The organism is Vibrio marisflavi CECT 7928 (assembly GCF_921294215.1).
GTDB lineage: Bacteria > Pseudomonadota > Gammaproteobacteria > Enterobacterales > Vibrionaceae > Vibrio > Vibrio marisflavi.
On record NZ_CAKLDM010000002.1, the window covers coordinates 2,466,133 to 2,491,919 of the forward strand.

The 25,787-nt window shown below is 44.9% G+C and carries 39 protein-coding genes; 1 reads left to right on the top strand and 38 read right to left on the bottom strand.

Annotated features, from left to right (window positions below; genetic code table 11):
- Positions 1–124: 124 nt before the first annotated feature.
- Positions 125–748: an OapA family protein gene (locus L7A31_RS17995; RefSeq protein ID WP_237363142.1), complete on the bottom strand. Its 624-nt coding sequence runs from the start codon at positions 746–748 to the stop codon at positions 125–127.
- Between the two features lie 233 nt (positions 749–981).
- Here L7A31_RS17995 and bamJ point away from each other — a divergent pair, with 233 nt between their 5' ends.
- Entirely contained in the window at positions 982–1,602 is a 621-nt protein-coding gene (bamJ, locus tag L7A31_RS18000) for a BamJ family beta-barrel-assembly machinery protein (protein WP_237363143.1), read from the top strand.
- Positions 1,603–1,751: 149 nt separating this feature from the next.
- Here the strand turns inward: bamJ and rplQ are convergent, their stop codons facing one another.
- The 37 genes from rplQ to kefG all read right to left on the bottom strand — a co-directional run bounded on the left by rplQ (position 1,752) and on the right by kefG (position 25,752).
- Positions 1,752–2,138: a 50S ribosomal protein L17 gene (rplQ, locus tag L7A31_RS18005; RefSeq protein WP_237363144.1), complete on the bottom strand. Its 387-nt coding sequence runs from the start codon at positions 2,136–2,138 to the stop codon at positions 1,752–1,754.
- Positions 2,139–2,164: 26 nt separating this feature from the next.
- Positions 2,165–3,157: a DNA-directed RNA polymerase subunit alpha gene (locus tag L7A31_RS18010; protein WP_237363145.1), complete on the bottom strand. Its 993-nt coding sequence runs from the start codon at positions 3,155–3,157 to the stop codon at positions 2,165–2,167.
- A gap of 24 nt (positions 3,158–3,181) precedes the next feature.
- A complete protein-coding gene (rpsD, locus tag L7A31_RS18015; protein WP_237363146.1) occupies positions 3,182–3,802 on the bottom strand; it encodes a 30S ribosomal protein S4 in 621 nt (206 codons plus the stop codon).
- Between the two features lie 27 nt (positions 3,803–3,829).
- Positions 3,830–4,219, bottom strand: a complete 390-nt coding sequence (gene rpsK, locus L7A31_RS18020) for a 30S ribosomal protein S11 (RefSeq protein ID WP_001118870.1) — start codon at positions 4,217–4,219, stop codon at positions 3,830–3,832.
- 18 nt (positions 4,220–4,237) lie between these two features.
- On the bottom strand, positions 4,238–4,594 hold the full coding sequence (gene rpsM / locus L7A31_RS18025; protein ID WP_237363147.1) for a 30S ribosomal protein S13: 357 nt from the start codon (positions 4,592–4,594) through the stop codon (positions 4,238–4,240).
- A gap of 147 nt (positions 4,595–4,741) precedes the next feature.
- Positions 4,742–4,855 (bottom strand): 50S ribosomal protein L36, encoded by a 114-nt coding sequence (gene rpmJ, locus L7A31_RS18030; RefSeq protein ID WP_039969906.1) that lies wholly within the window; start codon positions 4,853–4,855, stop codon positions 4,742–4,744.
- A 39-nt stretch (positions 4,856–4,894) separates the two neighbouring features.
- The gene (gene secY, locus L7A31_RS18035; protein ID WP_237363148.1) at positions 4,895–6,229 is read right to left on the bottom strand and encodes a preprotein translocase subunit SecY; all 1,335 of its coding nucleotides are present in this window, start codon (positions 6,227–6,229) and stop codon (positions 4,895–4,897) included.
- A gap of 20 nt (positions 6,230–6,249) precedes the next feature.
- The gene (gene rplO / locus L7A31_RS18040; RefSeq protein WP_237363149.1) at positions 6,250–6,684 is read right to left on the bottom strand and encodes a 50S ribosomal protein L15; all 435 of its coding nucleotides are present in this window, start codon (positions 6,682–6,684) and stop codon (positions 6,250–6,252) included.
- 5 nt (positions 6,685–6,689) lie between these two features.
- Complete coding sequence (rpmD, locus tag L7A31_RS18045; protein WP_237363150.1) at positions 6,690–6,866, bottom strand: 50S ribosomal protein L30; 177 nt, start codon at positions 6,864–6,866, stop codon at positions 6,690–6,692.
- 5 nt (positions 6,867–6,871) lie between these two features.
- Positions 6,872–7,372, bottom strand: a complete 501-nt coding sequence (gene rpsE, locus L7A31_RS18050) for a 30S ribosomal protein S5 (protein ID WP_042478682.1) — start codon at positions 7,370–7,372, stop codon at positions 6,872–6,874.
- Positions 7,373–7,386: 14 nt separating this feature from the next.
- Complete coding sequence (rplR, locus tag L7A31_RS18055; RefSeq protein ID WP_237363151.1) at positions 7,387–7,740, bottom strand: 50S ribosomal protein L18; 354 nt, start codon at positions 7,738–7,740, stop codon at positions 7,387–7,389.
- 9 nt (positions 7,741–7,749) lie between these two features.
- Complete coding sequence (gene rplF, locus L7A31_RS18060) at positions 7,750–8,283, bottom strand: 50S ribosomal protein L6 (RefSeq protein ID WP_237363152.1); 534 nt, start codon at positions 8,281–8,283, stop codon at positions 7,750–7,752.
- Positions 8,284–8,295: 12 nt separating this feature from the next.
- Positions 8,296–8,688: a 30S ribosomal protein S8 gene (gene rpsH, locus L7A31_RS18065; protein WP_237363153.1), complete on the bottom strand. Its 393-nt coding sequence runs from the start codon at positions 8,686–8,688 to the stop codon at positions 8,296–8,298.
- A gap of 29 nt (positions 8,689–8,717) precedes the next feature.
- Positions 8,718–9,023: a 30S ribosomal protein S14 gene (rpsN, locus tag L7A31_RS18070; RefSeq protein ID WP_237363154.1), complete on the bottom strand. Its 306-nt coding sequence runs from the start codon at positions 9,021–9,023 to the stop codon at positions 8,718–8,720.
- Between the two features lie 17 nt (positions 9,024–9,040).
- Positions 9,041–9,580, bottom strand: coding sequence for a 50S ribosomal protein L5 (gene rplE / locus L7A31_RS18075; RefSeq protein ID WP_237363155.1), 540 nt, complete (start codon positions 9,578–9,580; stop codon positions 9,041–9,043).
- A gap of 23 nt (positions 9,581–9,603) precedes the next feature.
- Positions 9,604–9,921: a 50S ribosomal protein L24 gene (gene rplX / locus L7A31_RS18080; protein WP_237363156.1), complete on the bottom strand. Its 318-nt coding sequence runs from the start codon at positions 9,919–9,921 to the stop codon at positions 9,604–9,606.
- A gap of 12 nt (positions 9,922–9,933) precedes the next feature.
- Entirely contained in the window at positions 9,934–10,305 is a 372-nt protein-coding gene (gene rplN / locus L7A31_RS18085) for a 50S ribosomal protein L14 (RefSeq protein ID WP_017026385.1), read from the bottom strand.
- A gap of 161 nt (positions 10,306–10,466) precedes the next feature.
- Positions 10,467–10,721 (bottom strand): 30S ribosomal protein S17, encoded by a 255-nt coding sequence (gene rpsQ / locus L7A31_RS18090; protein ID WP_237363157.1) that lies wholly within the window; start codon positions 10,719–10,721, stop codon positions 10,467–10,469.
- On the bottom strand, positions 10,721–10,912 hold the full coding sequence (rpmC, locus tag L7A31_RS18095; protein ID WP_237363158.1) for a 50S ribosomal protein L29: 192 nt from the start codon (positions 10,910–10,912) through the stop codon (positions 10,721–10,723). The genes rpsQ and rpmC overlap by 1 nt, the downstream gene beginning before the upstream one ends.
- Entirely contained in the window at positions 10,912–11,322 is a 411-nt protein-coding gene (gene rplP / locus L7A31_RS18100; protein WP_006075723.1) for a 50S ribosomal protein L16, read from the bottom strand. The genes rpmC and rplP overlap by 1 nt, the downstream gene beginning before the upstream one ends.
- Positions 11,323–11,333: 11 nt before the next feature.
- Positions 11,334–12,032, bottom strand: a complete 699-nt coding sequence (gene rpsC, locus L7A31_RS18105) for a 30S ribosomal protein S3 (RefSeq protein WP_237363159.1) — start codon at positions 12,030–12,032, stop codon at positions 11,334–11,336.
- 19 nt (positions 12,033–12,051) lie between these two features.
- Complete coding sequence (rplV, locus tag L7A31_RS18110; RefSeq protein ID WP_237363599.1) at positions 12,052–12,384, bottom strand: 50S ribosomal protein L22; 333 nt, start codon at positions 12,382–12,384, stop codon at positions 12,052–12,054.
- A 10-nt stretch (positions 12,385–12,394) separates the two neighbouring features.
- Entirely contained in the window at positions 12,395–12,673 is a 279-nt protein-coding gene (gene rpsS, locus L7A31_RS18115; RefSeq protein ID WP_010318762.1) for a 30S ribosomal protein S19, read from the bottom strand.
- 19 nt (positions 12,674–12,692) lie between these two features.
- Positions 12,693–13,517, bottom strand: a complete 825-nt coding sequence (gene rplB, locus L7A31_RS18120; RefSeq protein WP_237363160.1) for a 50S ribosomal protein L2 — start codon at positions 13,515–13,517, stop codon at positions 12,693–12,695.
- A 15-nt stretch (positions 13,518–13,532) separates the two neighbouring features.
- Positions 13,533–13,835, bottom strand: a complete 303-nt coding sequence (rplW, locus tag L7A31_RS18125; RefSeq protein ID WP_237363161.1) for a 50S ribosomal protein L23 — start codon at positions 13,833–13,835, stop codon at positions 13,533–13,535.
- Positions 13,832–14,434, bottom strand: coding sequence for a 50S ribosomal protein L4 (rplD, locus tag L7A31_RS18130; RefSeq protein ID WP_237363162.1), 603 nt, complete (start codon positions 14,432–14,434; stop codon positions 13,832–13,834). The genes rplW and rplD overlap by 4 nt, the downstream gene beginning before the upstream one ends.
- A gap of 17 nt (positions 14,435–14,451) precedes the next feature.
- Positions 14,452–15,081 (bottom strand): 50S ribosomal protein L3, encoded by a 630-nt coding sequence (rplC, locus tag L7A31_RS18135; protein WP_237363163.1) that lies wholly within the window; start codon positions 15,079–15,081, stop codon positions 14,452–14,454.
- 14 nt (positions 15,082–15,095) lie between these two features.
- A complete protein-coding gene (rpsJ, locus tag L7A31_RS18140; RefSeq protein ID WP_004410492.1) occupies positions 15,096–15,407 on the bottom strand; it encodes a 30S ribosomal protein S10 in 312 nt (103 codons plus the stop codon).
- Between the two features lie 382 nt (positions 15,408–15,789).
- On the bottom strand, positions 15,790–16,530 hold the full coding sequence (gene rlmB / locus L7A31_RS18145; protein WP_237363164.1) for a 23S rRNA (guanosine(2251)-2'-O)-methyltransferase RlmB: 741 nt from the start codon (positions 16,528–16,530) through the stop codon (positions 15,790–15,792).
- An 11-nt stretch (positions 16,531–16,541) separates the two neighbouring features.
- Positions 16,542–19,001, bottom strand: a complete 2,460-nt coding sequence (rnr, locus tag L7A31_RS18150) for a ribonuclease R (protein WP_237363165.1) — start codon at positions 18,999–19,001, stop codon at positions 16,542–16,544.
- Between the two features lie 133 nt (positions 19,002–19,134).
- Positions 19,135–19,767 (bottom strand): flagellar protein MotX, encoded by a 633-nt coding sequence (gene motX, locus L7A31_RS18155; protein WP_237363166.1) that lies wholly within the window; start codon positions 19,765–19,767, stop codon positions 19,135–19,137.
- Positions 19,768–19,967: 200 nt separating this feature from the next.
- Complete coding sequence (locus L7A31_RS18160; RefSeq protein WP_237363167.1) at positions 19,968–21,284, bottom strand: adenylosuccinate synthase; 1,317 nt, start codon at positions 21,282–21,284, stop codon at positions 19,968–19,970.
- A gap of 152 nt (positions 21,285–21,436) precedes the next feature.
- Positions 21,437–22,378, bottom strand: coding sequence for an isoaspartyl peptidase/L-asparaginase family protein (locus L7A31_RS18165; protein ID WP_237363168.1), 942 nt, complete (start codon positions 22,376–22,378; stop codon positions 21,437–21,439).
- A 121-nt stretch (positions 22,379–22,499) separates the two neighbouring features.
- Positions 22,500–23,066, bottom strand: a complete 567-nt coding sequence (slyD, locus tag L7A31_RS18170; protein WP_237363169.1) for a peptidylprolyl isomerase — start codon at positions 23,064–23,066, stop codon at positions 22,500–22,502.
- An 89-nt stretch (positions 23,067–23,155) separates the two neighbouring features.
- Complete coding sequence (locus L7A31_RS18175; protein WP_237363170.1) at positions 23,156–23,356, bottom strand: YheV family putative zinc ribbon protein; 201 nt, start codon at positions 23,354–23,356, stop codon at positions 23,156–23,158.
- 22 nt (positions 23,357–23,378) lie between these two features.
- Positions 23,379–25,181, bottom strand: coding sequence for a glutathione-regulated potassium-efflux system protein KefB (kefB, locus tag L7A31_RS18180; protein ID WP_237363171.1), 1,803 nt, complete (start codon positions 25,179–25,181; stop codon positions 23,379–23,381).
- Positions 25,171–25,752, bottom strand: a complete 582-nt coding sequence (gene kefG / locus L7A31_RS18185; RefSeq protein ID WP_237363172.1) for a glutathione-regulated potassium-efflux system ancillary protein KefG — start codon at positions 25,750–25,752, stop codon at positions 25,171–25,173. Before kefG ends, kefB begins: the two co-directional genes overlap by 11 nt.
- Positions 25,753–25,787: the final 35 nt, after the last annotated feature.

Consider the following 25,787-nt stretch of genomic DNA (forward strand, 5'->3'; position numbering starts at 1 on the left):
GCGGATGATGGACTGATTATGTCTTGTACACTTTATTGCTGGAAATTCTAATATGTCATTTTTAATATAGAAAAAGAATAACAACGCGAGTTATAAGTGATTTACTCTACCGCTCTAAACGTGTTTACTTCTTCGCAAACCCACCTGAAGACAGACGGAAAAATATGACTGAGCCAGACGATTTTTCCAGCTGAAGCATATCCAACTGACCTTCTGTATTAAGCTTGTAGCGAATAAGCTGTCCTTTTTGAATATGGCTTAACGGCTTACTTCCGCCTTCTACACTGATGAGGTCATTGAGGTCCGACATGGATAAACCGTTAGTGCGAAATATCTTAGCTAACGTATCGCCAGCTTTGACCACATAATCTTTCCAGCTTGTTTGCGAGTTACTAGGTTTAGTTGACGTCGCTGTGTCTGATGAGACGTTCGAGGTAGAGTTCTTGTTCGTGCTGGTTTCAGGCTGAGTCGTATTTTGCTCGCTGAGCCCAACTGGATTGATCTTAATTGCGACTCGCTTATTTAAGTTTGGAGCCATCTCCGAATCTTCAGATTTAGGTGACGGCATTACGATCAGTAGAAAAACGACTGGTACTAAAACACTTAAAGAGCGTCTATGAAGTTTAGGAAGCTCAGACCAAGTAGCTTTCACTTTCGGTGTCAGTGATTTCCACTCGATTTCAGCCCACTTAGTCTTTATCAAGTCCAAGTAGTCAACTTGCTTTGGCTTCTTCTTCCTACGATTCATTAACTGCACTCTCCTAAATCTAGCTAGCACAGTATAAAAACAGACACTGCGCGAGTATAGATAATTTAAAGTTTATAAGTTAGGAGTTCGCAAAATCTAGCACTTTTTCCTAAGTTATATGAATGGCATCACACCACACTACGAATATGCCAACCACATCGGGTATCCATTTCATCTAAGCGCTGGAACTGGTATCCTCTGTGTTCATTTCGACAAAGTAAGAGAAACTTTAAATGTCAGACGTTAAATTTGAAACTGTAGAGCAAAAAGCAAGCTACGGTATCGGTCTACAAATGGGCCAACAACTAGCAGGTAGTGGTCTAGAAGGACTAAATGTTGATGCTATCGCTGCAGGTATCGCAACTGCACTAACTGGTGATGCTCCAGCAATCGAAGTTGATGAAATCAACAAAGCACTTCAAGAGATCCAAACTCGCGCTGAAGCAGTTCGTCAAGAAGCAGCTAAAGCAGCAGCGGCTGACGGTGAAGCGTTCCTAAAAGACAACGCTCTACGTGATGAAGTGACTGTTCTTGAGTCTGGCCTTCAATATGAAGTACTAACTGAAGGTACTGGTGAAATCCCGACTTCAGACAAGCAAGTTCGCGTACACTACCACGGTGAGCTAACTGACGGTACTGTATTTGATAGCTCAGTATCTCGCGGTCAACCTGCTGAGTTCCCAGTAACTGGCGTAATCAAAGGTTGGGTTGAAGCATTGCAACTGATGCCTGTTGGTTCTAAGTGGAAACTATACATCCCACACGATCTAGCATATGGTGAGCGCGGCGCAGGTGCTTCTATCCCTCCGTTTGCAGCTCTAGTATTTGAAGTTGAGCTTCTAGATATCCTATAAGCCTCAATATACGTATATTGATGTAAGAAAACGTCGCTTTATGCGGCGTTTTTTATTGTCTTCTAAGCAGAGACATTTAACTTTTATCGACGCGTAAAACGCAAAAAGCCGAGCATGACGCTCGGCTTTTAGTTCATACGAACTACTGATTACTCAGCTGCAGCTTCTTCAGCAACTTCTGGGCGATCTACAAGCTCAATGTAAGCCATTGGAGCTTTGTCACCAGCACGGAAGCCAGCTTTTAGGATACGAGTGTAACCGCCTTGGCGGCTAGCGAAACGTGGACCTAGTTCGTTAAATAGTTTTGCAACTACTTCGTTGTCACGAGTACGTGCAAATGCTAGACGACGGTTAGCAACGCTGTCAGTCTTAGCTAGTGTAATCAAAGGCTCAACTACGCGACGTAGCTCTTTGGCTTTTGGCAAAGTAGTCTTGATAACTTCATGACGTACTAGCGAGCTAGCCATATTGCTGAACATCGCTTTGCGATGACTGCTGTTGCGGTTGAGTTGACGACCACTCTTACGATGGCGCATGACCTAATCCTTCTAACTAGTATCGATTAATCTTCAGCGATAGACGCTGGTGGCCAATTTTCTAGGCGCATACCTAGAGACAAGCCACGTGATGCAAGTACGTCTTTAATCTCTGTAAGAGATTTCTTACCAAGGTTTGGAGTTTTTAATAGCTCAACCTCAGTACGCTGTACAAGATCACCGATGTAGTGAATCGCTTCTGCTTTCAGACAGTTAGCAGAGCGAACTGTTAGTTCAAGATCGTCTACAGGACGCAATAGGATTGGATCGAATTCAGGCTTCTCTTCCTTCTCCTCAGGAACTCGTACATCACGTAGATCTACGAATGCATCCAACTGCTCAGCTAGGATTGTAGCTGCGCGACGGATAGCTTCCTCAGGTTCAAGAGTGCCGTTCGTTTCCATATCGATAACAAGCTTGTCCAAGTCAGTACGTTGCTCAACACGTGCCGCTTCAACCGAGTAAGCAATTTTGTCTACTGGGCTGTAAGTTGCATCTACAAGCAAACGACCAATTGGGCGCTCATCTTCTTCAGTATGGATACGAGCTGAAGCTGGAACATAACCACGACCACGTTCTACTTTAATACGCATTGCGATTTCAGCATTGTCATCCGTTAGGTGACAAATAACGTGTTCAGGGTTAGCGATCTCCACATCACCATCATGGGTGATGTCACCTGCAACAACAGGGCCCGAGCCTGATTTGTTCAACGTAATAAACACTTCATCTTTGCCTTCGGCAACGCGAACAGCCAAACCTTTAAGGTTTAGAAGAATTTCAAGAATATCTTCCTGAACGCCTTCTTTAGTGCTGTATTCGTGTAATACGCCATCAATCTCTACTTCTGTTACCGCACAACCCGGCATAGACGATAGAAGAATGCGGCGAAGTGCATTACCAAGAGTATGGCCGAAACCACGCTCTAATGGCTCAAGAGTTACTTTTGCGTGTGTCGTGTTGATTTGTTCGATATCAACCAGACGTGGCTTAAGAAATTCTGTTACAGAACCCTGCATTGTGTCCTCTCTTTAGTTTAAACCTTACTTAGAGTAAAGCTCGACGATCAATTGTTCGTTGATGTCGGCTGATAGGTCTGAACGCTCAGGCATACGCTTGAATGTACCTTCCATTTTACCGGCATCTACTTCAATCCAAGTTGGTTTTTCGCGTTGTTCAGCAACTTCTAGAGCCGCTTTAATGCGAGATTGCGTTTTAGCTTTCTCACGAATAGATACAACGTCGTTAGCCGTAACTTTGAAAGAAGGAACGTTTACAACTTTACCGTTTACTAGTATAGCCTTGTGGCTAACTAATTGACGTGCTTCAGCGCGTGTTGCACCAAAACCCATGCGGTAAACTACGTTATCTAGACGACCTTCAAGAAGTTGCAGCAAGTTTTCACCTGTGTTGCCTTTAAGGCGTGCAGCATCTTTGTAGTAGTTACGGAATTGTTTTTCTAGAACGCCGTACATACGACGAACTTTTTGCTTCTCGCGAAGCTGAACGCCATACTCAGATAGACGACCGCGACGAGCGCCGTGTACACCTGGTGCGTTATCAATTTTACACTTGGTATCGATCGCGCGAACACCAGACTTAAGGAATAAGTCAGTGCCTTCACGACGGCTAAGCTTCAGCTTAGGACCCAAATATCTTGCCATGATCTTTCTCCAATATTCCTAGAAACGTTATACGCGACGTTTCTTAGGTGGACGACAACCGTTATGAGGGATTGGTGTCGCATCAACAATGTTAGTGATACGGAAACCAGCAGCGTTCAGTGCACGAACAGTAGATTCGCGACCTGGACCTGGACCCTTAACCATAACCTCTAGGTTCTTTAGGCCATATTCTTTAGCCATTTCTGCACAACGCTCTGCAGCAACCTGTGCAGCGAACGGAGTAGATTTACGAGAACCACGGAAACCAGAACCACCAGCAGTAGCCCATGCAAGAGCATTACCTTGACGGTCTGTGATAGTTACGATTGTGTTATTGAAAGATGCATGAATGTGCGCAACGCCATCAGCAACTTGCTTGCGTACGCGCTTACGAGCGCGTGTTGGTTGTTTAGCCATTGTACTCTACCTTCCCGATTATTTCTTGATCGGCTTACGCGGACCCTTACGGGTGCGAGCGTTGGTTTTAGTACGCTGTCCACGTAGTGGTAGACTGCGACGATGACGAAGACCACGGTAACAGCCAAGGTCCATAAGACGCTTGATGTTCATTGATACTTCACGACGTAGATCACCTTCTACAGTGTACTTAGCTACACCATCACGCAGTTGATCAATCTGCTCTTCAGTTAGTTCACTGATCTTTGCATTTTCAGCAATACCCACTTCAGCTAGGATAGCTTGAGAACGAGTTTTACCGATACCGTAGATTGCAGTTAATGCAATTACAGCATGCTTTTGATCAGGAATGTTAATGCCTGCTATACGGGCCACTATTCACTCCTAGTACTTAAATAAGAAATTATCCGCAGCAAAGCCCGTCGAGGATACGCTGCGGCATACTACTTCTTTTGCACGCAAAAGGTAGGCCGAGGAATATACGCGACACTACCTTATATTTCAAGTAAAAATTTCTGCTAATTAGCCTTGGCGCTGTTTGTGCTTTGGCTCACTGCAAATCACGCGAACAACACCGTTGCGCTTGATGATTTTACAGTTACGGCAGATTTTTTTAACGGAAGCACGAACTTTCATTGCTAAACTCCGTAATAGAAATCTGTAACTAAAGTCGAATTAACGACCGTAGCCTTTCAGATTCGCTTTCTTCAACACAGAATCATACTGTTGTGACATCAGATGAGTCTGTACCTGTGCCATAAAGTCCATGATAACAACCACTACGATTAGTAGTGATGTACCGCCAAAATAGAAACGTACGTTCCAAGCGATCATCATGAACTGTGGAATCAGACAGATAAAGGTAATATATAGAGCACCCGCGAGAGTTAGTCTAGTCATTACTTTATCAATATATTTCGCTGTCTGCTCACCTGGGCGGATGCCGGGTACGAATGCACCAGACTTCTTCAAGTTATCTGCTGTTTCACGCGGGTTGAAAACCAACGCCGTGTAGAAGAAACAGAAGAAAATAATTGCAGCTGCATAAAGCATTACGTAAAGCGGCTGACCTGGACTTAGTGCCAAAGACACGTCCGTCAACCAACCAAACATAGGGCTTTGGCCGTTTTGGCCGAACCACTGTGCAATTGTTCCTGGGAACAAAATAATGCTCGATGCGAAAATTGCTGGAATTACGCCTGCCATGTTTATCTTCAGTGGCAAGTGAGTACTTTGTGCAGCAAATACTTTGCGACCTTGTTGACGCTTCGCATAGTTAACGACGATACGACGTTGACCACGCTCCATGAAAACAACAAAGTAAATAACTGCAAAAGCTAATACAGCAATTAACAGCAGAAGAAGTACGTTCAATTCACCTTGACGCGCTTGCTCAATTGTTTGACCGATTGCATTAGGCAATCCAGCAACAATACCTGCAAAAATTAGTATCGAGATACCGTTACCAATTCCTCGCTCTGTAATCTGTTCACCTAACCACATTAGGAACATGGTGCCGGTTACTAAACTTACGGTTGCAATTAGCGTGAACATGGTTTGGTTGATAACAACCAGATTGTGGACCATGTGCGGTAGGCCAGTTGCGATACCTATAGCTTGGAATATTGCAAGTACAAGCGTGCCATAACGCGTATATTGGGTAATCTTACGACGCCCTGCTTCGCCCTCTTTCTTGAGCTCAGCTAACGCTGGATGAACTACAGTTAGCAATTGGACAACAATCGAAGCCGAAATATACGGCATGATGCCCAATGCTAATATAGATGCACGCTCTAATGCACCACCGGAGAACATGTTAAACATTTCAACGATGGTACCTTTTTGCTGTTCGAACAAATTGGCAAGTACAGCTGCGTCAATACCAGGGATCGGCACAAAAGAGCCTGCTCGGAACACGATAAGCGCACCAATTACAAATAATAAGCGCGACTTCAGTTCACTTAAGCCGCTCTGAGCACTACGAAAATCTTTTCCTGGTTTCTTAGCCATCTGTACCTCGTTCCTCGAGATTATTCCTCGATTTTACCGCCTGCAGTTTCGATTGCAGCTTTAGCGCCTTTAGTTACGCGCAGACCTTTTACAGTCACAGCTTTGTTGATTTCACCAGAAAGAACGATCTTAACGAATTCGATATTCTTAGTGATAACGTTAGCTGCTTTTAAGCTGTTCAAGTCCACTACGTCACCAGTTACTTTCGCTAGCTCAGCTAGACGAACTTCAGCAGACACTAGGCTCTTACGAGAAGTGAAACCGAATTTTGGTAGACGTTGTTTTAGAGGCATTTGACCGCCTTCAAAACCTGGACGAACGCTTCCACCTGAACGTGACTTTTGACCTTTGTGACCGCGGCCACCTGTTTTACCAAGGCCAGAACCGATACCACGACCTACACGCTTCTTAGAAGGTTTAGAGCCCGCAGCCGGTGATAGAGTATTCAAACGCATTCTGATTACTCCTCAATTTTAACCATGTAGTTAACCTTGTTGATCATTCCGCGAACACACGGAGTATCTTCAAGTTCAACTGTATGGTTGATTTTACGAAGGCCTAAACCTTTCAAGCACGCTTTGTGCTTAGGTAGGCGGCCAATTGAGCTTTTAGTTTGAGTAACTTTAATAGTTGCCATGGTTCTTACTCCGAAATAGATTCAACAGTTAGACCACGTTTAGCAGCAACCATTTCTGGCGACTTCATGCTACCTAGTGCATCGATCGTTGCACGAACGATGTTGATAGGGTTCGTAGAACCGTATGCTTTAGATAGTACGTTATGTACACCAGCTACTTCTAGTACTGCACGCATCGCACCACCTGCGATAACACCAGTACCTTCTGCAGCAGGCTGCATGTAAACTTTAGAGCCCGAGTGACGACCTTTCACCGGGTGGTGAAGAGTGCCTTCGTTCAAAGCGATCGTAGTCATGTTACGACGCGCTTTTTCCATTGCTTTTTGGATCGCAGCAGGTACTTCACGGGCTTTACCGTAACCGAAACCTACACGACCGTTACCGTCACCAACTACTGTTAGTGCAGTGAAGCTCATGATTCGACCACCTTTAACCGTCTTAGATACACGGTTAACAGCGATTAGCTTTTCTTGCAAATCACTCGCTTGTTGTTGTTCTTTAGCCATCGATCAACCCTACCTTAGAATTTCAGACCAGCTTCGCGAGCAGTATCTGCTAGCGCCGCTACTCGACCGTGGTATTGGAAACCAGAACGATCAAATGCAACAGTAGAAACGCCTTTTTCAAGAGCGCGCTCAGCGATAGCTTTACCTACTGCTTTAGCTGCATCGATGTTACCAGTGTTCTTCACTTGCTCACGGATCGCTTTTTCTACAGTAGAAGCTGATGCGATAACCTCAGAGCCATTTGATGCAATAACCTGTGCGTACACGTGACGAGGAGTACGGTGTACTACTAGGCGAGTTGCACCAAGTTCTGCAATCTTACGACGTGCGCGTGTAGCACGACGGATGCGAGATGCTTTCTTATCCATAGTGTTACCTTACTTCTTCTTAGCTTCTTTAGTACGCACGATTTCATCGGCGTAACGGATACCTTTACCTTTATACGGCTCAGGCTCACGGTAAGAACGAATGTCAGCCGCAACTTGACCAACTAATTGCTTGTCACAACCAGTTAGTACGATTTCAGTTTGGCTTGGGCATTCAGCTTTGATTCCCTCTGGTAGAGCGTGCTCTACTGGGTGAGAGAAACCTAGTGTTAGACCTACAGCTTTGCCTTTCATAGCAGCACGGTAACCAACACCTTTAAGCACTAATTTCTTAGTGAAGCCTTCAGTAACACCAACAACCATGTTGTTAACTAGTGCACGAGCAGTACCTGCTTGAGCCCAAGCGTTAGCAACACCTTCTTTAGGACCGAAAGTAAGGTTGTTTTCTTCCTGTGCAATCACAACCGCGTTGTTTAGTACGCGAGTTAATTCGCCTTTAGCGCCTTTAACTGTGACTTCTTGGCCGTTTAGTTTCACCTCTACGCCAGCTGGAATAGCGACAGGTGCTTTAGCAACACGAGACATATTCTACTCCTATTACGCTACGTAGCAGATGATTTCACCACCAAGACCGGCTTTACGCGCAGCACGGTCTGACATAAGACCCTTGGAAGTGGATACTACAGCAATACCAAGTCCGCCCATCACGTTTGGTAGCGAGTCTTTGTTCTTGTAAACTCGTAGACCAGGACGTGAAACACGTTTGATTTGCTCTATTACTGGTTTAGCTTGGAAGTACTTAAGAGTAACTTCTAGCTCAGGTTTTGCTTCGCCTTCAACAGCGAAGTCAACGATGTAACCTTCAGCTTTTAGTAGTGCAGCAATTGCAACTTTAAGCTTTGAAGAAGGCATTTTAACAGCAACTTTGTTTGCTGCCTGACCGTTACGAATACGGGTCAGCATATCCGAAATCGGATCTTGCATGCTCATATGATTTACTCCAAATGATTAAGTGGCAATTACCAGCTAGCCTTACGAAGTCCAGGAATCTCGCCTTTCATGCAAGCTTCGCGAACTTTGATACGGCTTAGACCGAACTTACGTAGGTAACCGTGTGGACGACCAGTTTGGTTACAACGGTTGCGCTGACGTGATGCACTTGAATCACGTGGAAGAGCTTGCAGTTTAAGAACTGCGTTCCAACGATCTTCTTCAGATGCGTTTACATCGCTGATGATAGCTTTTAGTGCTGCACGCTTTTCAGCGTATTTAGCAACTAGCTTTGCACGTTTTACGTCACGTGCTTTCATTGATTGTTTAGCCATAACAGTAACCCTTCACCTTACTTACGGAATGGGAAGTTAAAGGCAGCCAGCAGAGCACGGCCTTCCTCATCGGACGCAGCAGTTGTCGTGATAGTAATATCAAGACCGCGTACACGATCGACTTTATCGTAGTCGATCTCCGGGAAGATGATTTGCTCGCGAACGCCCATGCTGTAGTTACCGCGTCCGTCAAAAGACTTAGCGCTAACACCACGGAAATCACGTACACGTGGAAGAGCAATAGAGATTAAACGCTCTAGGAACTCCCACATACGTTCGCCACGTAAGGTTACTTTACAACCAATTGGGTAGCCTTCACGAATTTTGAAACCTGCAACAGATTTACGCGCTTTAGTGATAAGTGGCTTCTGACCAGAGATCATTGCCATATCAGATGCTGCGTTTTCTAGCAGTTTCTTATCGTTGATTGCTTCACCAACGCCCATGTTTAGGGTGATTTTCTCAATCCTAGGGACTTGCATGACGCTTGTGTAGCTGAACTCTTTGGCAAGCTCAGCGACTACAGACGACTTGTAGTAATCATGCAGTTTCGCCATAGTAGAACTCCAAATTACTTCTATTAGTTAGAAACGGTTTCGCCGTTAGACTTGAAGAAACGAACTTTCTTGCCGTCTTCAATACGGAAACCGATGCGGTCTGCTTTACCAGTAGCTGCGTTGTAGATTGCAACGTTAGAAGCATCAATAGCTGCTTCTTGTTCAACGATGCCACCTTGTTGGTTCAGAGCCGGAACAGGCTTCTGATGCTTCTTAACAAGGTTGATACCTTCAACGATAACTTTACCGGTTGCTAGAACCTTAGTTACTTTACCTTTCTTGCCTTTGTCTTTACCGGCAAGAACGATTACTTCGTCATTACGACGGATCTTAGCTGCCATTTCTCGTGCCTCTTACAGAACTTCTGGAGCCAGTGAAACAATCTTCATGAATTTCGCGTTACGAAGTTCACGAGTCACTGGACCAAAGATACGTGTACCGACTGGTTGCTCAGTATTGTCATTCAACAATACGCAAGCATTACGGTCGAAGCGAATGACAGAACCGTCTGGACGACGTACGCCTTTACGGGTGCGAACTACAACCGCCTTCAGAACATCACCTTTCTTAACTTTACCGCGAGGAATTGCTTCCTTAACAGTAACTTTAATGATGTCTCCGATATGTGCATAACGGCGGTGAGAGCCACCCAGAACCTTAATACACATTACTCTACGAGCGCCGGAGTTATCCGCAGCGTCGAGTGTACTTTGCATTTGGATCATTGTTAGTGCTCCGCTAAATATTAAAAACTAGACCCTCTCGGGTCGGGCTGCCTCTTTAAAGGGACGCGAATTGTACCACCCTTTCTTTCAATTGGGTAGCCAAAAAATAAACGGCTCCAAAAAAAATTTGGAGCCGCTTTATTTTCATAGAAAAAACTAGATTACATCTTCGCTTTTTCTAGAACTTTTACCAGTGTCCAGCACTTAGTCTTAGACATTGGACGACACTCTGCGATTTCAACTGCGTCGCCTAGGCCACACTCGTTGTTTTCGTCATGTGCGTGTACTTTAGTCGTGCGCTTTACGAATTTACCGTAAATTGGGTGTTTAACCATGCGCTCGATAGCAACAGTGATAGACTTTTCGCCTTTGTTGCTAACAACACGACCTTGTTGAGTACGTTTTACTTCGCTCATTATGCGCCTGCCTTCTCAGTCAAAACAGTTTTCACACGTGCGATATTACGGCGTACAGCTTTTAGAGTATGAGTTTGCTGTAGTTGACCAGTTGCAGCTTGCATGCGCAAGTTGAACTGTTCACGTAGCAACTCAATTAGCTCTGCATTAAGCTCTTCAACGCTTTTTTCGCGTAGATCTTGTGCTTTCATCACATCACCTGCTTAGTTACAAATGTAGTTTTGAAAGGCAGTTTACGTGCCGCTAGGCGGAACGCTTCACGTGCCAATTCTTCAGGTACACCGTCCATTTCGTACATAACCTTACCAGGTTGGATTTGGGCTACCCAGTACTCAACGTTACCTTTACCCTTACCTTGACGAACTTCAAGTGGCTTTTCTGTGATAGGTTTGTCTGGGAACACACGGATCCAGATTTTACCTTGACGCTTAACGTGACGAGTCATCGCACGACGAGCCGCTTCGATCTGACGAGCAGTTAGACGGCCACGGCCGACTGCTTTAAGACCAAATGTGCCGAAGCTTACGTCAGTACCTTTAGCAAGACCACGGTTACGACCTGTTTGAACCTTACGGAACTTAGTACGTTTAGGTTGTAGCATCTGTCGACTCCTTACTTACGGCCTTTACGCTGCTTCTTAGGCTTGTCGCCTTTTGGCTCTACTGCGTTAGCAGCTGGCATACCGCCTAGGATCTCACCTTTGAAGATCCAAACTTTAATGCCGATCACACCATATTGAGTGTGAGCCGAAGAAGTTGCGTAATCAATGTCTGCACGTAGTGTATGTAGAGGCACACGACCTTCACGATACCACTCAGAACGTGCAATTTCAGCACCGCCTAGACGGCCGCCTACTTGCACTTTGATGCCTTTAGCACCTAGACGCATAGCATTCTGTACCGCGCGCTTCATAGCACGACGGAACATAACACGACGCTCTAGCTGAGACGCGATGCTGTCGCCAACAAGTTGTGCGTCCAGCTCAGGCTTACGTACTTCAGCGATGTTAATTTGCGCTGGTACACCTGCAATTTTAGCTACTGCAGTGCGTAGCTTTTCTACGTCTTCACCTTTCTTACCGATAACAACACCTGGGCGAGCAGTGTGAATAGTCACACGGATGCTCTTTGCAGGACGCTCGATAATGATGCGTGATAGAGACGCTTTCGAAAGTTCCTTAGTTAGGAACTGACGTACCTTGAAGTCGCCGTCTAGGTTGTCAGCGAATTCGTTGGTATTAGCAAACCATGTAGCATTCCAAGGCTTAACGATGCCAAGACGAATACCATTTGGATGTACTTTCTGACCCATTGCTTACTCTCCTAGTCTCTTAACGATCTGCTACAACAACAGTGATGTGGCATGAACGCTTCAAGATACGATCTGCACGGCCTTTAGCACGAGGCATAATACGCTTCATGATAGGACCTTCATCTACGAAGATTTTAGCGACATTAAGATCGTCGATATCTGCACCTTCGTTGTGTTCCGCGTTAGCGATTGCTGACTCAAGAACTTTCTTAACTAGCTCAGCAGCTTTTTTGTTGCTGAAAGTTAGAGTTTCTAGAGCTTGGTCAACAGATTTACCGCGAATTTGGTCTGCAACTAAGCGAGCTTTCTGAGGCGAAATGCGAGCAAAGTTATGTTTAGCTAATGCTTCCATCATCTACTCCTTAACGCTTCTTCGCTTTCTTATCTGCAGCGTGGCCGCGATAAGTGCGAGTTGGTGCAAATTCACCCAGTTTGTGACCGATCATTTCGTCGGTTACGAAAACTGGTACGTGCTGACGACCATTATGGACAGCGATGGTCAAACCAATCATTGATGGAATGATCATTGAGCGACGGGACCAAGTCTTAATAGGCTTTTTGTCTCCGCTTTCCACCGCTTTCTCTACCTTCTTCAGCAAGTGTAGGTCAATAAATGGACCTTTCTTGAGAGAACGTGGCATGGCGATTCCTCTTTATAGATTATTTGTTACGACGACGTACAATGTACTTGTCAGTGCGTTTGTTCTTACGGGTCTTGAAGCCTTTAGTTGGCATACCCCAAGGAGAAACTGGGTGACGACCACCAGAAGTACGGCCTTCACCACCACCGTGTGGGTGGTCTACTGGGTTCATCACAACACCACGAACGGTTGGACGAACACCGCGCCAGCGGTTAGCACCAGCTTTACCTAGTTCACGTAGCATGTGCTCTGCGTTACCTACTTCACCGATTGTTGCACGGCCTTCAGATAGGACTTTACGCATTTCGCCAGAACGTAGACGGATAGTTACGTATGAACCTTCACGAGCTACGATTTGAACGTATGCACCAGCAGAACGAGCTAGCTGAGCACCTTTACCAGGCTTAAGTTCAACACAGTGTACAGTTGAACCAACTGGGATGTTGCGCATCGGCAGAGTGTTACCTGCTTTGATTGGCGCATCTACACCAGATTGGATCTGATCACCTGCTTGAACACCTTTAGGTGCAATGATGTAACGACGCTCACCGTCTGCGTACAGAACTAGAGCGATATTTGCGCTACGGTTTGGATCGTATTCTAGACGCTCAACTTTCGCTGGAATACCGTCTTTAGTACGTTTGAAGTCAATTACACGGTAGTGGTGTTTGTGACCACCGCCGATGTGACGTACTGTGATACGACCGTTGTTGTTACGACCACCATTCTTAGAGTTTTTCTCTAGAAGAGGTGCGTATGGCTTACCCTTGTGTAGGTCAGCGTTAACAACTTTAACAACGTGACGACGACCAGGGGAAGTCGGCTTACATTTAACAATAGCCATTTCTAACTACTCCTGTTACTCAGCACCGCCAACGAAGTCAAGATCTTGACCTTCTTTCAAAGTTACGTAGGCTTTCTTAACGTCTGAACGACGGCCTTGACGCATACCTTGACGCTTGGTCTTACCCTTAGTGATAAGAGTATTTACAGACTTAACTTCAACTTCAAATAGCTTTTCTACAGCTGCTTTGATCTCTTTTTTAGTAGCATCGATTGCTACTTTGAAAACAACAGTGTTTGCTTTTTCAGCAGTCATTGTTGCTTTTTCAGAGATAAGTGGAGCACGTAGAACTTTTAGTAGACGCTCTTCATTGATCATGCCAGCATCTCCTCAACTTGCTTAACTGCTTCAGCAGTTATTAGAACCTTGTCAAACGCGATAAGGCTAACTGGGTCGATACCAGCAGCGTCACGTGCGTCAACTTTGTATAGGTTACGAGCAGCTAAGAATAGATTCTCGTCTACTTCACCAGTAACGATGAGTACATCGTTAAGCTCAAGTTCTTTAAGCTTAGCTACTAGCTCTTTAGTTTTTGGTGCTTCTACTGAGAAGTTATCAACAACAACTAGACGCTCTTGACGAACTAGCTCAGAAAGAATGCTCTTCATAGCACCGCGGTACATTTTTTTGTTTACTTTTTGGCTGTGATCTTGTGGTTTCGCAGCAAAAGTAACACCACCTGTACGCCAGATTGGGCTACGAATTGTACCAGCACGTGCACGGCCAGTACCTTTTTGACGCCATGGCTTAGCGCCACCGCCAGAAACTTCTGAACGTGTTTTTTGAGCACGTGTACCTTGACGAGCACCTGCTGCGTACGCAACAACTACTTGGTGTACAAGAGCTTCGTTAAACTCACGTCCGAAAGTAGTTTCGGAAACAGTTAGTGCATCAGCACCTTTAACCATTAGTTCCATTACTTACTCCTGAGACGTTATGCTTTAACAGCTGGTTTAACGATCACGTTGCCACCTGTTGAGCCAGGGACTGCACCTTTAATAAGAAGCAGGTTGCGCTCAGCGTCAACACGTACGATCTCTAGGTTTTGAGTCGTTACACGCTCAGCACCCATGTGACCTGCCATTTTCTTGCCTTTAAATACGCGACCTGGAGTCTGACATTGACCGATAGAACCAGGAGCACGGTGAGACAATGAGTTACCGTGAGTCATATCTTGAGTACGGAAGTTCCAACGCTTAACAGCGCCTTGGAAGCCTTTACCCTTAGATGTACCAGTAACGTCTACTTTTTTAGTTTCGTTGAAAAGCTCAACAGTTAGCTCTGCGCCAACTTCAAACTCTTCGCCGTTTTCTAAACGGAATTCCCAAAGACCGCGACCAGCTTCTACACCTGCTTTCGCAAAGTGACCAGCTTCTGGCTTAGTTACACGGCTAGCTTTCTTAGCACCAGCAGTTACCTGGATTGCTGCATAACCATCGTTCTCAAGAGATTTAACTTGAGTAACACGGTTCGCTTCAACCTCAACAACAGTTACTGGGATAGAAACGCCTTCTTCGGTAAATACGCGGGTCATACCCACTTTACGTCCGACTAGACCAATCATTATTCTAATCTCCCTTAACCTAGGCTAATTTGCACATCAACGCCCGCAGCAAGATCTAAACGCATTAGAGCATCAACAGTTTTGTCTGTTGGCTCAACGATGTCGATTAGACGCTTGTGAGTACGGATTTCGTACTGGTCACGTGCTTTTTTGTTTACGTGTGGAGAGATAAGAACTGTGAAACGCTCTTTACGTGTAGGTAGTGGGATTGGACCACGAACCTGTGCGCCTGTGCGCTTAGCTGTTTCGACGATCTCCGCAGTAGAAGCATCGATTAGTTTGTAATCAAAAGCTTTTAGGCGGATACGAATACGTTGGTTCTGCATGAGACAGAGCTCCAAATTAATTAAATTACACAAACAATATCGCCACTCAGACTCGCAAAGGCGAGAGAATGCCGATTGATTTATGTGAAACCGTAGCACCCTAATTGGGTACATTGTCAGCTAATTTTCGATTAGCTCTTTATCAGAGCCAATTGTATTAACTGCGAACATAAGCCGAGTCTACATTACCTGAAAAATCAAATAGATAATTCAGCTCCTCGCTGCTCATTGGTTCACAACTGGCTAGGCCAGTGCGCGGTATTATACATGTCAGCGCTTTACATGCAAGGGTTGATTGAAAAATAAACGGAAAAGAATGGCGGCATATGAAAGGAAAATATGAGGAGCTAAAAATATCAGCTTAACTCCTCAATTGAGATGCTTAGTTTGAACTGCGCTGACGTACTGCTTCAAATAGACAAATGCCAGACGCTACAGATACGTTCAGGCTAGATACACTTCCTGCCATTGGGATCTTTATGAGGTCATCGCAAGTCTCGCGGGTTAAACGGCGCATGCCGTCCCCTTCTGCGCCCATTACAATCGCCAGAGGTCCAGTCAGCTTAGAATGATAGATATCGTGCTTCGCTTCACCCGCTGTACCAACAAACCAAACGCCTTGTTCTTGTAGCGCGCGCATAGTGCGAGCTAAATTCGTCACGCGAACCAAAGGCACTGTTTCAGCAGCGCCACACGCAACTTTACTGACTGTCGCATTCAGTGGTGCAGACTTATCTTTCGGCACAATAATCGCTGCAACGCCAGCAGCATCAGCATTTCTTAAACAAGCGCCGAGGTTATGTGGATCAGTCACACCATCTAAAACCAAAAGCAGCGGCGATTCATGTTTGGCTAAAATCGCATCTAAATCATTTTCGTTTAGCGGCTTAGCAGGTTTGACTTTGGCAATCACACCTTGATGGTTAGCACCTTTAGCTTTGTCATCCAGGGCTTTACGACCCATTTGTTGTACAGTAACGCCAATGTTTTGTAGCTCGTTTAAAATTGGCATTAAGCGCTCATCTTGACGGCCTTTTAGAACAAAGGTTTCAATAAAACGTTCTGGCTCGCGCTCTAGAAGAGATTTTACGGCGTGAATACCGTAAATAAATTCGTTGCTCATTTACTACTTACCTATTTTCTTTTACCGCGGTTTTTATTGGCTTTTGTCCGCGATTTTTTCTTGCGCGCTTTCTCTGCCTTGGTCTTTTGCCGGGTAGGCTTCTTATCTTGTTCCTCGTCCGAGCCCACTTTTTTTGCAGGTTCGATTAATGGTTTAGCTTTACCACGAGAACGTTGTCTACCCGACTCTGCGCGCATTTTTGCGTTTTTCCTAGCTTCAGACGCGCGTTTTTTCGCCGTCTTACCTTTGCCGCGCAGTTTACGACTTGTTTCAACTAATTCAAAGTCAATTTGTCTATCTTCTAGGTTTACCGAAAGCACTTTTACTTTTACTGCATCACCCAGACGATAGATATGACCGAAACTTTCCCCGATTAGACGCTGACCAACTGGATCAAATTGGTAGTAGTCATTCGCTAATGATGAGATATGTACTAAGCCATCAATATGCAGTTCAGATAAACGAACAAAAAAGCCAAACCCGGTGACATTAGCAATCACACCTTCCAGCTCTTCGCCGACATGGTCTTGCATGTACTCACATTTGAGCCAGTCTGATACTTCGCGTGTTGCGTCATCTGCTCTACGCTCTGTAGTAGAACACTGCTCACCGAATACATCCATATCATCGAAGGAGTAGTGATAACCACCTGTCGGTGTCCATCTATCAAGATTACGTCCTTCTTGTTTAGCGATGAGGTATTTAATCGCCCTATGAAGTAGCAAATCTGGGTAACGTCGAATAGGCGAAGTGAAGTGAGCATAACGTTTCAATGCCAAACCAAAGTGGCCCGCGTTGTCAGCGTTATAAACCGCTTGTTTTAGAGAACGTAAAAGCATGGTTTGAATGAGCTCTTTATCTGGTCGCTCACCAATTTGTGTCATCAAATGCGAGTAGTCCGTTGGCGAAGGTTGTAGGCCACCTGATAGATTTAGCCCTAGCTCACCTAGAAAATCTCGAAAGCCTTGTAGTCGAAGCTCGCCCGGAGATTCGTGGACACGATACAGCGCTGGTTCTTTAGCTTTTTCCACCAAAGAAGCCGAAGCAATGTTTGCTAAGATCATACATTCTTCAATGACCTTGTGGGCATCATTTCTTACGACTGGTTCAATGCGGTCAATTTTCCTGTCTGCATTGAAAATGAATTTCGTTTCTACGGTTTCAAATTCGATAGCGCCGCGCTTATCTCGGCCTGTTTTTAGTACTTTGTAGAGTTTGTGTAACTCTTCAAGATCGGGGACCAACTTCTCGTAGCGTTGACGTAACTCTTCGTCACCATCCAAAATGGCGCCCACTTTGTTATAAGTCAGTCGAGCATGTGAGTTCATCACCGCTTCATAATGCTTATAGCCTGACAGTTTACCGGCCGCCGAGATAGTCATCTCACACACCATACAAAGACGGTCGACATTTGGGTTGAGTGAACATAGGCCATTCGATAGCACTTCTGGCAGCATTGGTACTACTTGCGATGGAAAATAAACCGAGTTGCCGCGGTTAATCGCTTCTTTATCTAACGCTGTGTTGGGACGAACGTAGTAACTCACATCTGCAATCGCCACCCATAAACGCCAGCCACCGCTTTTCTTCGGCTCGCAATAAACGGCATCGTCAAAGTCACGCGCATCTTCACCATCGATAGTCACGAGAGGCAGTTCGCGTAGGTCTACTCGGCCTATTTTAGCTTTTTCTGGTACATGCTCTGCCAAGTTTTCAATTTGCGCTTCGACTTCTTCTGGCCAAGTATTTGGAATTTGATGAGTGCGAATGGCAATTTCCGTTTCCATACCTGGTGCCATATTTTCACCCAGTACTTCGACGATTTTACCCATCAGCTGTTTGGTTCTACTTGCGCGCTGAGTAATTTCCACGACCACCACGTTACCCATTCGAGCGGTACTTTTATCATCGTTAGCGATTAAGATATCTTGGCTAATGCGTGAGTCATCTGGCACCACGTAGGCATAACCGCCTTCTAAAAAGAATCGACCAACAATTTGCGTGTTGTGTTCTTCCAGCACTCGGATCAATCGGCCTTCTTTTCGACCTCTTTTATCCGTTCCTGCCGGTTGTACCATGACTAAGTCGCCATGAAGCACGCTACGCATTTGGTGGTGAGGCAGCAAAATGTCATCTTCTTTATTGGTTTTCCCTTCAGGCCTTACCCAGCCATAACCATCTTTGTGCCCAATGACATGACCTTTGATCATCTCCAACTTATCAGGCACTGCGTAGCACTGCCTGCGTGTAAACACCAGTTGGCCATCCCGCTCCATCGCACGTAAACGACGGCGAAGGCCTTCATATTGCTCTTCACCAGAAAGCTCAAGCGCTTCGAAAAGGTCATTTCGGTTAAGTGGAGCATCAGCTTTGGTAAGGAAGTCTAGAATGAACTCTCGACTAGGGATGGGGTTTTGGTAATTTTCCGACTCACGTTCGGCAAAGGGATCCGTATGGGATTTGTTCGACATTGCATACCTAGCAAATTTTTTGAATACTCGCTTAGTATATCTGACTCTGCATGATAGCTACAGAAACCTGTTCAAATTAGCGCAAATTATCAAAATCATGGCAATATTACTGCGCGATGAATATGAACCTCATTTACCAGAAAGTATCTCTACGTTTAGCTCTAGCAATAATATTCTGCGGCATACGAGTTTCTAGCCCTTTACGTAACAGATCGATTCTTCTGTGAGTCAGCTTATCGGCCGTGACTGAGTTATATAGCCAACGATAAGCGTCTTCGAAATCAAGCGGACTGCCATAGTCCCGAAGCAGTAGCTCTGCCAAGTGAATCCGGGCAGGAATATTGCCAAGTGCCGCTGCTTCACGAAGGTAAGGTATCGCACGCTCTTTGTCTTGCTGAACCAAAGTTCCACTGGAGTAGTAACGACCAAGTTGTTCGAGCGCCGCTGGCAAGCCTTGTTGGGCTGCACTTTCAATATAATAGAGGCCGAGTTCTACATCCTGATCAACGCAAACTCCCCAAGACAGCATGTCGCCATACAAGAATTCATATGAAGGTAAATTGATACGAGTTGCACGCGCAACGATATCTTCAACCAGCTGACATTTGTCTGCTTTGACTCTTTCTAGGTGTTTATTCTCGTTAATTAGCTTTATTAGCTCAGCTTCACTATAGATCGGAACCGGCTCACCCGGTCCTACCTCTGCCGCATACGAAAAAGAACAAAATACGGCCATGATTGAAGCGGCTACGTGTCGTAGCTTCATATTTGCACTCTTCAATGGATTCAATAGCCCCCATACTCACTCAATAAGTATAGTCTTCACCTGAAAAACTTGGGCTTGATTGATCTATCGGCATGCGAGATAAAGTCTTTAGGATAGATTTTAGGTTGGGTGATAAATGAATAACAAAAACGAAAAAGCCGACCTAATTAGGTCGGCTCAAAATAGTTTGGTTTTCCCAATTACGCGTTAAATGGGTGAACCTTAATGATCGTTTCGTTACGATCTGGGCCAGTTGAGATGATATCAACTGGAACACCTGTTAACTCTTCAATACGCTTGATGTAGTTTAGAGCTGCTTGTGGAAGATCATCGATAGACTTCGCACCGAACGTTGTTTCGCTCCAACCTGGCATTGTTTCGTAGATAGGCGTTGCATCTTCAAATGCTTCTGCAGCCATTGGAGAAACTTCTAGTACCGAACCATCTTTCATTTGGTAACCAGTACAGATTTTTAGCTCTTCTAAACCATCTAGAACGTCAAGTTTAGTTAAGCAGAAACCCGTTACAGAGTTGATCTGGATAGCACGACGCATAGCAACAGCATCAAACCAACCAGTACGACGTAAGCGACCAGTCGTTGCACCAAACTCGTGGCCAACATCACCTAAATGTTTGCCAATTGGGTCTTGCTTGTCTTGACCATCGTATAGTTCAGTTGGGAAAGGACCAGCGCCAACGCGAGTACAGTATGCTTTCGCGATACCTAAGATATAACCAAGGTAACGTGGACCAAAACCAGAACCTGCAGCGACACCACCAGCGGTTGTGTTTGAAGAGGTTACATATGGGTATGTACCATGGTCGATATCAAGTAGCGTACCTTGCGCACCTTCAAACATGATCTTGTCGCCACGTTTGCGAGCTGCATCTAGCTCGTCAGTCACATCGATAACCATAGAAGTCAGTAGGTCAGCATAGCTCATTGCTTGCTCAAGTACTTCTTGATAGTCAACAGCGTCAGCTTTGTAGAAGTTCACTAGCTGGAAGTTATGGTATTCCATCACTTCTTTTAGTTTGGCTGCAAATGCTTCTTTGTTGAAAAGGTCACCAACACGTAGGCCACGACGAGATACTTTGTCTTCGTATGCTGGACCAATACCACGACCAGTTGTACCAATTGCTTTTTTACCACGAGCAAGCTCACGAGCCTGATCTAAAGCAACATGGTATGGCAAAATTAGAGGACAAGCTTCAGAAATGAATAGACGTTCGCGAACTGGAATACCACGCTCTTCTAAAGGTTTCATCTCTTTAAGGAGTGCTTCAGGTGATAGAACTACACCATTGCCGATAACGCATTTAACGTTATCACGAAGAATACCGGATGGAATTAAGTGAAGAACGGTTTTTTCACCGTCAATGACTAGAGTATGACCTGCATTGTGACCGCCTTGATAACGAACCACGTACTTTGCATCTTCAGTTAAAAGGTCTACGATTTTACCTTTTCCTTCGTCACCCCATTGGGTGCCTAGAACGACTACGTTATTACCCATCTTTCCAAGTCTGATTGCTAGTTAAAAAGGGATTCTAGCACCGAATCCATTTTTATGCAGTCGTTTTTTAGCCATCTCAATTAAATGGCGAGATAACCCATTGAGCTAAAGAATAATTAACTTAGCAATAAGACGATTTTATAAACAAAAAATTACTCATCCGCGTATATTTTTACAGTTTCGGTACCATGAATATCAACGACTGCGCGATACATTCCGGAACTATTCATTGCAAAATGTACATTGCCCCTCGCATCAATCGCGATCAACCCACCTTCTCCACCGATGTCTTTCAATTCACCTTGAATTATAGTTTCACAGGCCGTTTGAATATCTTCTTGCAAATATCGCATTCGCGCAGCAACATCACCTGCCACAGTTTTACGAATAAATAGCTCGCCCATTCCTGTAGTTGAAACAGCGACATTACCATTTTCAGCAAACGTACCCGCACCGATAATCGCAGAGTCTCCAACTCGACCAAATTGTTTGTTGGTAATACCACCTGTACTAGTTGCTGCCGCCAAATTACCGTGGCTATCTAGAGCCACCGCACCAACAGTTCCGAATTTTTTGTCATCGGGAAATCGGGATTCAGATAAAGCGTATTCACCTTTGCTTTTCATATGCTGGAGCTGTTCATAACGTCGCTCGGTGTAGAAATAATCCTGTTCGGTGTAGTCATAGCCATTTTGGAAAGCAAACTCCTCAGCGCCTTCACCAACTAAAAATACATGCTTACTGTTGTTCATTACATCCCTTGCCAAAGCAATTGGATTTTTAATATGGCGTACGCCAGCCACTGCGCCAGCTTGCATTTTCTCGCCATTCATCACCGACGCGTCCATTTCGACAATTTCCTTGTGAGTGAGCACCGAGCCTTTTCCCGCGTTGAAATTTGGTGAGTCCTCTAATACTTTGACAGCCGCGACGACCGCATCTAATGCATCACCGCCTTGCTCTAGTACTTTGTATCCTGCTCGCACTGAGTTTTGTAAATCAGAAATGATGGACTGCTTGAGCTCTTTAGACATTTGCTCTTTTAAGATCGTACCTGCGCCACCATGTATCGCGATTGAAAATGGATTGCTCATGCCTTGCCCTCACTTCTGATTTTCCCATAACCTTAGCCCAGATTTATCAAAACGTAGAAAAACAAAAAACGCTACCTGAATCAACAGATAGCGTCTCTATAACACGTACTAATATGAAGAATTAGTTAGACTTGCAGCTACCGCCACCGCAGCAACCTTCAGCTTTCTCTTCACCTTCAGTATCACAACAGCCTTCTTTTTCTTCGCCACCACAGCAGCCACCCGCTTGGTGAATATGACCGTGTTCAATCTCTTCTGGAGTTGCAGCACGAACAGCGACTACTTCTACATCAAAGTGTAGTGTTTGACCTGCAAGCATGTGGTTACCATCAACAACCACTTCATCGCCATCAACTTCTGTGATTTCTACTGGGATTTGGCCTTGATCAGTATCCGCTAGGAAACGCATACCCACTTCAATTTCGTCAACACCTTGGAAAACATTAGCTGGTACACGCTGAACCAAAGCTTCGTTGTGTTCACCGTATGCATCATCAGGAGCAACTGTTGCTGTGAATTTATCACCTGCAGTTTTACCTTCTAATTGCTTTTCTAGACCAACGATCAGGTTGTTGTGGCCGTGAAGGTAATCTAACGGTGCTTCTGCTGTAGATTGATCAACTACAACGCCGTCTTCTAGTGTTAATTGATAAGCGAGGCTAACAACAACGTTATTTTCAATTTTCATAATTGCTCCAAAGCAGTGTTATGAGTGAGGCAAGCCTCAAACGTAAAGGAATTAACGGGTAATATGGGGATTAAATCCAAGAACTCAAATTATTCTGGCTTAAAAATTCCAATCATATCTCGTTTTGCATGTGTATTCCCCTCAATTGACTGGGGTTTTCTTTGCTCAGAAAATCCACACTCTACGCATTCAACATGCTCAATATTGTTTTCTACCCACCATCTTAAAGTGTCAGAACTATTGCATTGCTGGCAACTCGCACCAGCAATAAATCGTTTTTTGCTGCTCAAAAGACTCTCGCCTCACCGTACATCAATGTTTTTCCCAATAATGAGTCGACTGCTTATCATTGTCCATCTCTCGATCGAAAATTTCTTCTAGCTCTTTTCTCGCTTCCATCGCCCTGTGTACCAGCTGTTTGTCGTCAGTATGTTGCGGCAATAGTTCTTGCAGCATGGCGTTATCTAGCTTTCTAAAATGCGCTTCAGCTCGCTTGGCTTGATATGGATGCATACCCATTTCGATAAGAGCCTGACGACCTAAATCGAGCGCTCCTAAGAACGTTTCTCTAGAGAATGTCTCCACCCCATTGCTCAATAGTTGATACGCCTCAACACGGCTACGAGCTCTAGCCAAAATTTTCAAATTCGGGAAATAGGTTTGGCAAATGCCGACTATCTTAATGATCTCGTCAGGTGAGTCGGTACACACCACAATCGCCTCTGCTTGCTCTGCTCCAGCAGAACGTAACAGGTCGACTTGAGTCGCATCACCATAAAACACTTTATAGCCAAACTTTCTAAGCAAACGAATTTGGCTAGCATCACTTTCTAGGACCGTCACTTTCACTTTATTGGCATACATCAAGCGACCAACAATTTGCCCGAATCGTCCAAAGCCAGCAATGATAACTTTCGGTTCTTCGTTCGTGACCTTGTTTTCATCTAGGCTCTCATCTGGCACATTGAGTTTTTTCGCAAACCATTTGTTCTGCGCCATTAGAAGAAGTGGTGTTGTTACCATCGACAGACTAACCACTAAAAGTAGAAATGATGACTGCTCAGGATTAAGTAACCCTTCCGTACCCGCGGCTGTGAATATCACAAAGGCAAATTCGCCACCTTGGCTTAAAATAGCGGCTACGCGGCTACGCGCTTTGGAGCGAATACCAGAAACCCTGCCAAGCAAATAGATGATGAGCGCTTTTATCAGTACTAGCCCTATCACTGCTGCTAACACTTTGAATGGTAATAATAGGAATAAACCTAGATTGACAGCCATACCAATGGAAATGAAGAACAAGCCGAGCAATAAACCTTTAAATGGCTCAATGGCAATCTCTAACTCATGGCGGTACTCACTATCGGCCAACAGCACACCCGCTAGAAATGTCCCGAGTGCCATCGATATTCCAAGGTGCTTCATGATAACTGCAATACCGACAACCAAAAGCAGTGCCGTCATGGTAAATAGCTCACGAACGCCCGTCATCACCACATACCTAAATAACGGTCGCAGTAAAAAGTGTCCACATACAAACATTCCGGTGACACCACCTAGCATCCAAGCTGCATCATACCAATCACCAGCAGTGTTACCCGCTAATATTGGCAGAAGTGCTAACATTGGGATCACGGCGATATCCTGAAAGAGCAAGACTGCAAATCCTGAATGTCCCGTTGGCGTACCGGCTAGCTCTTGCTCTTCCATTACTTTTAGAGCGATAGCGGTAGAAGATAGAGCTAACCCCATACCGATGACTAAACTTGTCTGCCAGCTTAGTCCAGCCAAGTTAGCAATACTGGATAACACAGCGGTAGTGATAACAACTTGAGCACCACCAAGGCCTAATATTGGGCCCCTTAATTGCCATAACTTTCGTGGGTTAAGTTCTAAACCGATAAGGAATAACAGCAACACCACACCAAATTCCGCAAAGTGTAAAATGGCTTCAACATCATCGATTAAACCAAACCCCCAAGGGCCAATTGCCACACCCGCTAGCAAATAGCCAAGTACCGAGCCCAAGCCTAACCGCTGGGCAATAGGTACCATAACAACGGCTGCTGCAAGAAATACTGCACAGCTTTCGAGTATGTCATTGTCAATGGTCATCGCCGCCTCCTTGTGTTGCTTCTAGGCTAGAGAGCCAAAGACGATAATCCTCTGCATGTTGATAGCGCTCTGTGTCGCTAACGTTACGCGCCCAATATAAAATCAGTGGTTCCAGCCACTCCATTTTGCAAAGAGCAGCCATCAGTTCAAAAGGTTGTAAAATCTCCTCTAATGGGTATTTATTATAGCCTTTAGAACCAAATGCTTCTTTGTTGCCGCCTGTTGTGATGACACTACGCCAAATTTTACCCTCAAGCGCGGTCTGCTCACCAAAAGCAAATCCTTTGTTTAACACTCGGTCAAACCACTCTTTTAGCAGCGCAGGACAAGAATACATATACATAGGGTGTTGAAACACGATGACATCATGCTCCATTAAAAGTTGATGTTCTGCATTTGCATCGATGAAAAAATCAGGATATTGAGCGTATAGATCATGGATAGTCACATGATCTAACCCCTGTATTTTTTTTATCATGGTGAGATTAGCGATAGAGCTTTCAGATTCTGGATGAGCGTAAATCACTAAGACTTTAGGGGAAATAGAAGGTACCAATGTAGAATTCGTCATTCGCCGTTTCGCTTTCCTTATCGTATGAATGGCAA